At 51.4% G+C, this 627-nt stretch carries 1 protein-coding gene; it reads right to left on the bottom strand.

All coding sequences use genetic code 11. From position 1 onward, the window contains the following. Positions 1–627 (bottom strand): IS91 family transposase (locus T472_RS06365; RefSeq protein WP_023863435.1); only part of this gene is annotated, 627 nt, incomplete at both ends.

Raw genomic sequence — 627 nt, 5'->3', positions numbered from 1 at the left:
GACGCTGAAGGTTACTGATTCCTCGCCGGCATCGAGTATCCTGGAATTGCTTATTGCAATCCTGTGGGTGTATCTGCCGAGGTATTCAATGACATTGGCAGCACCCTTAAAGGTCTCCTTGATGTGGGGTACCCACTCGGTGGAATACAGTCTTGTAAGGAAGCTGTTGAACTCCTGAGGATACTGAAGTATGCTTGTGTCACCTGGGAATGACAGCTTCCCTTCGAGGTACAGCCTTTTGAGTGAGCTTAGGAACTTGCCTCTGAAGAGCCTGGAAACCACCTTGACCGGGAACAGGAAATTCCTGCCCGCAGTGACGAACTTGAGGGACTTGTTTAGTCCGCCGCCAAGAACGATGGCGTGTATATGCGGATGGAATGACAGATTGCTCCCCCAGGTATGCAGGATGCTCAGGAAGCCGATGTCCACACCCATATGCTTTTCGTCCCTTGCCAGTTCAAGCAGGGTTTCAGAGCTGGCGCTATACAGCAGGTTGTAGAGAAGCCTTTTGTTGTAGTAGATGAGAGGATTGAGGTCAGCAGGTACGGTGAACACCGCATGGAAATATGGGGCGTCCACCACGTCGGCTTTCCTGGCATCTATCCATTTTCCCTGGTCATTGACTGG

This window comes from Youngiibacter fragilis 232.1 (assembly GCF_000495435.3).
GTDB classification, from domain to species: domain Bacteria; phylum Bacillota; class Clostridia; order Clostridiales; family Clostridiaceae; genus Youngiibacter; species Youngiibacter fragilis.
This window is presented reverse-complemented; position numbering and strand designations above follow the sequence as displayed.